We start from the raw sequence: 7,795 nt of genomic DNA, 5'->3' as shown, positions 1-7,795 counted from the left end.
AAAGGGAGTTTAGCTCAGCTGGGAGAGCATCTGCCTTACAAGCAGAGGGTCAGCGGTTCGATCCCGTTAACTCCCATAGGTCCCGTGGTGTAGCGGTTATCACGTCGCCCTGTCACGGCGAAGATCGCGGGTTCGATTCCCGTCGGGACCGTTCAAGTAGAAATATTTGAGACTCGTTAGCTCAGTTGGTAGAGCAATTGACTTTTAATCAATGGGTCACTGGTTCGAGCCCAGTACGGGTCATATATGCGGGTGTGGCGGAATTGGCAGACGCACCAGATTTAGGATCTGGCGCTTAACGGCGTGGGGGTTCAAGTCCCTTCACCCGCATTAGAAAAGTTAGCCGGCTTAGCTCAGTTGGTAGAGCATCTGATTTGTAATCAGAGGGTCGCGTGTTCAAGTCATGTAGCCGGCATAAAATGCGAACGTAGTTCAGTGGTAGAACATCACCTTGCCAAGGTGGGGGTCGCGGGTTCGAATCCCGTCGTTCGCTTGAGGAGCCGGGGTGGCGGAACTGGCAGACGCACAGGACTTAAAATCCTGCGAAAGGAAACTTTCGTACCGGTTCGATCCCGGTCCTCGGCATAATATAATATTGAGCACCCTTAGCTCAACTGGATAGAGTACCTGACTACGAATCAGGCGGTTAGAGGTTCGACTCCTCTAGGGTGCATTTTATCGGGAAGTAGCTCAGCTTGGTAGAGCACTTGGTTTGGGACCAAGGGGTCGCAGGTTCGAATCCTGTCTTCCCGATTTATGGCGGTGTAGCTCAGCTGGCTAGAGCGTCCGGTTCATACCCGGGAGGTCGGGGGTTCGATCCCCTTCGCCGCTATATATATGGATTTCTTGGACCTTTAGCTCAACTGGTTAGAGCACTCGGCTCATAACCGAGCGGTCGTAGGTTCGAGTCCTACAAGGTCCATATATTAATTATAATATTTGGAGGATTACCCAAGTCCGGCTGAAGGGAACGGTCTTGAAAACCGTCAGGCGTGTAAAAGCGTGCGTGGGTTCGAATCCCACATCCTCCTTATAATTAACGCGGGATGGAGCAGCTAGGTAGCTCGTCGGGCTCATAACCCGAAGGTCGTAGGTTCAAATCCTGCTCCCGCAATATGGCTCGGTAGCTCAGTTGGTAGAGCAATGGATTGAAGCTCCATGTGTCGGCGGTTCGATTCCGTCTCGCGCCATTTTGTTAAGCGGGTGTAGTTTAGTGGTAAAACTACAGCCTTCCAAGCTGTTGTCGCGAGTTCGATTCTCGTCACCCGCTTTATTTGGAAACAAATAACCAAGCATTAGCTTGGGCGCGTAGCTCAGATGGTTAGAGCGCACGCCTGATAAGCGTGAGGTCGGTGGTTCGATTCCACTCGTGCCCATATTGGAGAATTACTCAAGAGGCTGAAGAGGACGGTTTGCTAAATCGTTAGGTCGGGTAACTGGCGCGGGGGTTCGAATCCCCCATTCTCCGTAGTATTATGACGAATTATCTTTTAGATAATTCGTTTTCTTTTTTTTGAGGTGACAAAATGAAAAATAGTTTTTATCGATTTCTTCTTTATGGGTTTATTATTATTCTATTTTTTGTAATGCTTTTTTCTTTTGTCTTTACTAATAAAAAATTAACGAAGGATATCTCTTTTAATGTATCTGGTTTAGTTACAAAAGTAGACTCTGTGGTTTCAGTTCCATTTACTGCACTATCAAAATCTCACAATGTTCTTTCTGATCTTTTATCAACTTATTCTGAGAATCGTGATTTAAAAAAATCTTTATCAAATTTAGAGAATCAATCGGCTATTATTTCTAACTTGCAAGAAGAGAATGATTCTTTAAGAGCATCGCTTAATCTTTCGGACAAGCTAAGTCGTGATAATGTTCTCACTGCTGAAGTTTCTATGAGACCTTCTGTGACTTGGTTAAAAGAGTTAACTATTAATGTGGGTAAGTCTAAGAATGTTAGTAAATCTATGCTAGCAACTTCTAATGGTGGAGTTATTGGCTTTGTAACTAAAGTTTATGATGATACAACAACTATTTCTTTACTTTCTAGTAGTTCTAGTGATAGTTACCTTGCATCTAGTGTTAAATCAGAGGACGATAATCAGATTTTCGGGATTATATCACGTTATGATAATAAAAAGAAGCTATTAGAGATGACACAACTTAATTCATCTTCTAACGTTAAGGTCGGCACTGAAGTAGTCACAAGTGGTCTTGATGATGTATCAGTAAAGGATGTTCCAATTGGTACTGTAGACTCTGTTATTGATTATGAAGGAAATCGTACGATTTTGGTAAAACCTTATGCTGATTTTGATAAAATTTCTTATGTTACTTTAGTTGGAGATGGTAAATAATATGAAATTATCCAAGTATTCTATTATTCCTTTCTTACTGAGTATTGTCCCTTTTCTATGGGATGGTCATATTTCTATGATACTTAATCATTATTTATCCCCTGAATTTTTTCTATCATCTCATCTTTTTATTATTTATATTTTCATCTTAACTCTTGATTTTCCAAATAAGTATGCATTTCTTTACCTTATTTGTTTTGGATTTCTTTATGATACCTATTATTTCAAAACAGTTGGTATAGTGATTCTAACTCTGCCACTGTTATGCTATCTGTTAACTCAGCTAGGACGAATTGTTAAGAGAAATACCTATGTTGATTTTTTGTTAATGTTTTTATTCTTATTTCTCTTTGATACCATAAATTTTGGCTTTGCCTTATTCTATGGTTTCTCCAATGAGTCTGTGACTGATTTTATTATTTATCAACTAAGTCCTAGTATAGTGTTTAATCTTTTGATTTTTATCTTTATTAAACCTATTCTTGAAAAATTATTTTTGTATCTGTCAGTTGATAGATTTAAATAGAACTGTAATATTGGCGTAACAAAGTTTGCGCCATTTTTTGATACAATAAGAAGGTCTTATCGAAAAGGAGTAGTATTTTATATTATGAAAAAACGTATTCTTTCAGCAGTGTTGGTAAGTGGTGTAACCTTATCAGCAGCTGCATCAGTACATGCAGAGGATTATGATTCGCAAATCGCTGCTGCAGATAACGCAATTAGTAACCTTGCTTCTCAACAAGAGACTGCACAAGCGCAAGTTGCTACAATCCAATCTCAAGTATCTACACTTAGAACACAAAAATCAGATTTGGAAACTAAAAATGCTGAACTTGAAAAAGTATCAGCAGATTTGGAATCTGAAATTCAAGAATTATCAAGTAAAATTGTAGCTCGTCAAGATTCTTTGGCGAAACAAGCTCGTAGTGCTCAACAAAATAACACTGCGACTAGCTACATCAACTCTATCTTGAACTCTAAGTCAATCTCTGAAGCTATTACTCGTATCACAGCTATTTCAAAAGTTGTTACGGCTAATAATGACATGTTGACAAAACAAGAGTCTGATCAAAAAGAGCTTGCTGCTAAGCAAGAACAAAACCAAGCTGCTATTAATGAAATTGCAACTAATAAAGCTGAGCTTGAAACAACAGAAGCTGGTTTGACAACTCAACAAGCTGAACTAGAAGCAGCACAAGTTACTTTGGCTGCAGAATTGGCTACAGCACAAGATGAAAAAACATCACTTGTTTCTGCTAAATCAACTGCAGAAGCTGTGGCAGCTTCAACTGCAGCATCAGTTGCTCAGTCTCAAGCAATTGCAGAATCAGAGGCAGCAGCACAAGCAGTAGCATCTTCAGAAGCGGCAGCATTTGTAGCTCAATCAGAGGCGGCAGCATCTTCAGAAGCAGTAGCTCAACCTTCTGAAGCTACTGTTTCAGAAACAGCGACAGCGTCAGAAGTAGCACAAGAACCGGTTTCATCAGAAACTTCAGAAACTACTCAAGAGCCAACTGTTGCAACTTCAGAAGCAACACAAGAGCCTGCTGCTCCAGCAACATCTGAAGCACAGCCAGAATCAGCTGCGTCAGAGGCACAACAAGAGCCTGCTGCCCCAGTAACATCTGAAGCACAACCAGAATCAGCTGCTCCAGCAGCTTCAGAAGCTCCAGCTCCTGCTAGCGAAGCACCTGCGGCAACTTCAGAAGCACCAGCAAGTCAAGCACCTGCAGCTTCAGAAGCTCCAGCTCCTGTTGCTGAAACACCTAAAGTATCAGCAGCATCAACTCCTAATACATATCCAGTTGGTCAATGTACTTGGGGTGCTAAATCATTAGCTTCATGGGTTGGTAATTACTGGGGTAATGCTAAAAACTGGATTGCTAGCGCACAAGCAGCTGGTCACTCAGTTGGTACAACTCCTGTAGCCGGTGCAATTGCGGTTTGGCCAAATGATGGTGGTGGTTATGGTCACGTAGCTTACGTCACATCAGCATCAGGTGCAAATTCAATTCAAGTTATGGAATCAAACTATGCTGGTAACATGTCAATCGGTAACTACCGTGGTACATTTGATCCAACATCATCAGCTCATGGTGGTTCTGTATACTATATTTACCCATAATGAATACAAAAAGGCGATTCGAATTTTCTCGAATCGTTTTTATTTTATGGCAAAATGTCTTTACTTTCTGGAACTGCTTTTAGACGGGAAAATGTCGAGGTTAAGGTTAAATCTTTTTAGTCTTGTTAAGTTACTGTGACACCATTTATTTTGCATTGAAAATCAATCTAAAAAAAGGTAGAATGGTTTAGTAGATATTTTGGAGGAAATCATGTCTTATACGAATTTGAAGTTGTTTGCTTTATCGTCTAACCAGGAATTAGCAGCAAAAGTTGCTGATAAAATGGGTATTGAACTCGGAAAATCAAGTGTTCGTGAATTTTCAGATGGTGAGATTCAAGTTAATATTGAAGAATCTATCCGTGGTCATCACGTTTTTATTCTTCAATCTACAAGCTCCCCTGTAAATGATAACTTGATGGAAATCTTGATTATGGTTGATGCACTAAAACGTGCCAGTGCAGAAACAATCAGTGTTGTTATGCCTTATTATGGTTATGCACGTCAAGACCGTAAGGCACGTTCACGTGAACCAATCACATCTAAGTTGGTTGCTAATATGCTTGAGGTTGCAGGTGTTGATCGACTTTTGACAGTTGACCTCCATGCTTCTCAAATTCAAGGATTCTTTGATATTCCTGTAGACCATTTGATGGGTGCACCACTTATCGCAGATTACTTTGATCGTGCTGGTCTTACTGGAGATGATGTTGTTGTTGTTTCTCCAGACCATGGTGGTGTGACTCGTGCACGAAAACTTGCTCAATGTTTGAAAACACCAATTGCAATCATTGATAAGCGTCGTAGTGTTGATAAAATGAACACTTCTGAGGTTATGAATATTATTGGTAACGTTGAAGGTAAAACATGTATCTTGATTGATGATATGATTGATACTGCGGGTACAATCTGTCATGCGGCGGATGCGCTTGCTGAAGCTGGTGCAACTCATGTTTATGCCTCATGTACTCACCCTGTATTGTCAGGTCCAGCACTTGATAATATTCAAAAATCTGCTATTGAGAAGCTTGTCGTATTGGACACGATTTATCTTCCAGAAGAACGTTTGATTGATAAAATTGAACAAATTTCAATTGCTGATTTGATTTCAGAGGCAATTATTCGTATTCATGAAAAACGTCCATTGTCACCTTTGTTTGAAATGGGCCATAAATAGACTAAAGCTAGCCTAGGCTAGCTTTTTTGGTGTTTAAATGCGTTTGAGTTTTTGATATAATGTAAGGCATAATTGCAAAGAGGTGACCGTGATGGATTTAACACAACGTTTTAATAAAAATTTAGATAAGATTGAAGTTTCAATGATTCGTCAGTTTGACCAATCAATTTCAGATGTACCAGGGATCAAAAAGTTGACACTTGGTGAACCTGATTTTACAACTCCAGATCATGTAAAAGAGGCTGCTAAAGCTGCTATTGATGCTAACCAGTCGCACTATACAGGTATGGCAGGGCTTCCTGCCTTACGTCAGGCAGCTGCGGAGTTTGTTAAGGAAAAATACAATCTTACTTATAACCCAGATAATGAAATTTTGGTGACTATTGGAGCTACAGAAGCCCTTTCTGCAACATTGACTGCTATTTTGGAGCCAGGAGATACGATTCTTTTACCTGCACCAGCCTATCCTGGATATGAGCCGATTGCAAATCTAGTTGGTGCTGAAATTGTCGAAATTGATACAACAGCTAATGATTTTGTTTTGACTCCGGAGATGTTAGAAAAGGCAATTTTGGAGCAGGGAGATAAGCTTAAAGCCGTTTTGCTTAACTACCCAACCAACCCAACCGGTGTGACCTACTCACGTCAACAGATTAAAGATCTGGCTGAAGTTCTGAAAAAATACGATATTTTTGTTGTTAGTGATGAAGTTTACTCTGAACTAACTTATGTGGATCACCATGTATCTATTGCTGAGTATTTGCCGGAACAAACGATTTTGATTAATGGTTTGTCTAAATCTCATGCGATGACAGGGTGGCGTATTGGTTTGATTTTCGCACCTGCAGTCTTGACGGCTCAGTTGATTAAGAGTCACCAATATTTGGTAACAGCTGCAGCAACAATGGCGCAATTTGCAGCTATTGAAGCCTTATCTGCTGGTAAGGATGATGCCCAACCAATGAAAGTTGAGTACTTGAAGCGTCGCGATTATATTCTTGAAAAAATGACTGAACTTGGTTTCAGAATTATTAAACCTGATGGTGCTTTCTACATCTTTGCTAAGATTCCAGAAGGGTATACTCAAGACTCCTTTAAGTTCTGCCAAGACTTTGCTCGTGAAAAAGCTATTGCGATTATCCCAGGGGTCGCTTTTGGGAAGTATGGCGAAGGCTTTGTTCGCTTGTCGTATGCGGCTAGCATGGATACTATTGAAACAGCTATGACTCGTTTGAAAGAGTTTATGGAAGAACATGCAGAAGCTTGAGAGTAAAGGGCTTGTCCTCTTCAATCGTAATTATCGTGAGAATGATAAACTAGTTAAAATTTTTACCGAGCAAGCTGGTAAACGGATGTTTTTTGTTAGAGGTGGTGGGGCAGGTAAATTAAGTGCTGTCATTCAACCTTTGACCATCGCTGAATTCATGATGACTGTAAATGATGAAGGTCTATCTTTCATAGAAGATTATAGCCAGGCAGAGTCCTTCAAGGAAATTACAGGCGATATTTTCAAGCTGTCTTATGCGACTTATTTGGCTGCATTGACAGATGCTACTATTGCTGATGGTGTGACAGATGCGCAATTATTTGTATTCTTGGAGAAGACGCTTGAATTAATGGAAGAAGGCTTGGATCATGAAATATTGACTAATATCTTTGAGATTCAGGTTTTAGACCGTTTCGGCGTACGCTTGAATTTTCACGAGTGTGTCTTTTGTCATCGTGTAGGCCTTCCTTTTGATTTCTCGTTTAAGTTCTCGGGGCTACTTTGTCCAAATCACTATGCAGAGGATGAAAGGCGTAGTCACTTGGACCCTAATGTGCCTTATCTTTTAGATCGTTTTCAGGGGCTTTCCTTTGAAGAATTGAGAAGCATATCTGTTAAGGATGACATGAAACGAAAGCTACGATATTTTATCGATGACCTCTATGATAATTATGTTGGAATACATCTTAAAAGTAAGAAGTTTATTGATAATCTAAATTCTTGGGGCCATATTATGAATAAAGAAGATAGTGCTGACTAGACATTATCTTCTTTTTGTTTCACGTGAAACAGGAAAGTAATGGTTTTCAGTCTCAGGGGTTAAAATGTAGGTCAGTTCGTGCTATAATAATAAGATAATAAGCTGA

Annotated in this window: 6 protein-coding genes and 17 tRNA genes; all 23 read left to right on the top strand. The window is 40.1% G+C overall.

The window, feature by feature from the left end; genetic code table 11:
* Positions 1-3: 3 nt before the first annotated feature.
* Positions 4-76 (top strand) — tRNA-Val (locus H7U04_RS10505).
* Positions 77-78: 2 nt separating this feature from the next.
* Positions 79-151 (top strand) — tRNA-Asp (locus H7U04_RS10500).
* A gap of 19 nt (positions 152-170) precedes the next feature.
* Positions 171-243, top strand: a tRNA-Lys gene (locus tag H7U04_RS10495).
* Between the two features lie 5 nt (positions 244-248).
* Positions 249-330, top strand: a tRNA-Leu gene (locus tag H7U04_RS10490).
* Between the two features lie 12 nt (positions 331-342).
* Positions 343-415, top strand: a tRNA-Thr gene (locus H7U04_RS10485).
* A 6-nt stretch (positions 416-421) separates the two neighbouring features.
* A tRNA-Gly gene (locus H7U04_RS10480) sits at positions 422-493 on the top strand.
* Between the two features lie 6 nt (positions 494-499).
* Positions 500-585: transfer RNA gene (locus H7U04_RS10475), tRNA-Leu, on the top strand.
* Between the two features lie 14 nt (positions 586-599).
* A tRNA-Arg gene (locus tag H7U04_RS10470) sits at positions 600-673 on the top strand.
* A 6-nt stretch (positions 674-679) separates the two neighbouring features.
* Positions 680-753 (top strand) — tRNA-Pro (locus H7U04_RS10465).
* 5 nt (positions 754-758) lie between these two features.
* Positions 759-832: transfer RNA gene (locus H7U04_RS10460), tRNA-Met, on the top strand.
* Between the two features lie 16 nt (positions 833-848).
* Positions 849-922, top strand: a tRNA-Ile gene (locus tag H7U04_RS10455).
* 19 nt (positions 923-941) lie between these two features.
* Positions 942-1,031 (top strand) — tRNA-Ser (locus H7U04_RS10450).
* Positions 1,032-1,040: 9 nt separating this feature from the next.
* Positions 1,041-1,114, top strand: a tRNA-Met gene (locus H7U04_RS10445).
* A 3-nt stretch (positions 1,115-1,117) separates the two neighbouring features.
* Positions 1,118-1,190 (top strand) — tRNA-Phe (locus tag H7U04_RS10440).
* Between the two features lie 9 nt (positions 1,191-1,199).
* Positions 1,200-1,270, top strand: a tRNA-Gly gene (locus H7U04_RS10435).
* Positions 1,271-1,302: 32 nt separating this feature from the next.
* A tRNA-Ile gene (locus tag H7U04_RS10430) sits at positions 1,303-1,376 on the top strand.
* A gap of 4 nt (positions 1,377-1,380) precedes the next feature.
* Positions 1,381-1,468, top strand: a tRNA-Ser gene (locus tag H7U04_RS10425).
* A 58-nt stretch (positions 1,469-1,526) separates the two neighbouring features.
* Positions 1,527-2,357 (top strand): rod shape-determining protein MreC, encoded by an 831-nt coding sequence (mreC, locus tag H7U04_RS10420; protein WP_049545166.1) that lies wholly within the window; start codon positions 1,527-1,529, stop codon positions 2,355-2,357.
* 1 nt (position 2,358) lies between these two features.
* Complete coding sequence (gene mreD, locus H7U04_RS10415) at positions 2,359-2,883, top strand: rod shape-determining protein MreD (protein WP_037599472.1); 525 nt, start codon at positions 2,359-2,361, stop codon at positions 2,881-2,883.
* Positions 2,884-2,967: 84 nt separating this feature from the next.
* A complete protein-coding gene (locus tag H7U04_RS10410; RefSeq protein WP_110980753.1) occupies positions 2,968-4,485 on the top strand; it encodes a CHAP domain-containing protein in 1,518 nt (505 codons plus the stop codon).
* A 211-nt stretch (positions 4,486-4,696) separates the two neighbouring features.
* Positions 4,697-5,662, top strand: a complete 966-nt coding sequence (locus tag H7U04_RS10405) for a ribose-phosphate diphosphokinase (RefSeq protein ID WP_002886286.1) — start codon at positions 4,697-4,699, stop codon at positions 5,660-5,662.
* 91 nt (positions 5,663-5,753) lie between these two features.
* Positions 5,754-6,929, top strand: coding sequence for a pyridoxal phosphate-dependent aminotransferase (locus H7U04_RS10400; RefSeq protein WP_049545078.1), 1,176 nt, complete (start codon positions 5,754-5,756; stop codon positions 6,927-6,929).
* Complete coding sequence (gene recO / locus H7U04_RS10395) at positions 6,916-7,689, top strand: DNA repair protein RecO (RefSeq protein WP_110980755.1); 774 nt, start codon at positions 6,916-6,918, stop codon at positions 7,687-7,689. Before H7U04_RS10400 ends, recO begins: the two co-directional genes overlap by 14 nt.
* The last annotated feature ends 106 nt before the right edge of the window (positions 7,690-7,795 follow it).

Source organism: Streptococcus sp. 22.1, assembly GCF_016648645.1.
In the GTDB taxonomy this organism is placed as follows: Bacteria; Bacillota; Bacilli; order Lactobacillales; family Streptococcaceae; genus Streptococcus.
Note: the sequence above shows the minus strand (reverse complement) of the source record. Positions and strands in the feature narration are given on the sequence as shown.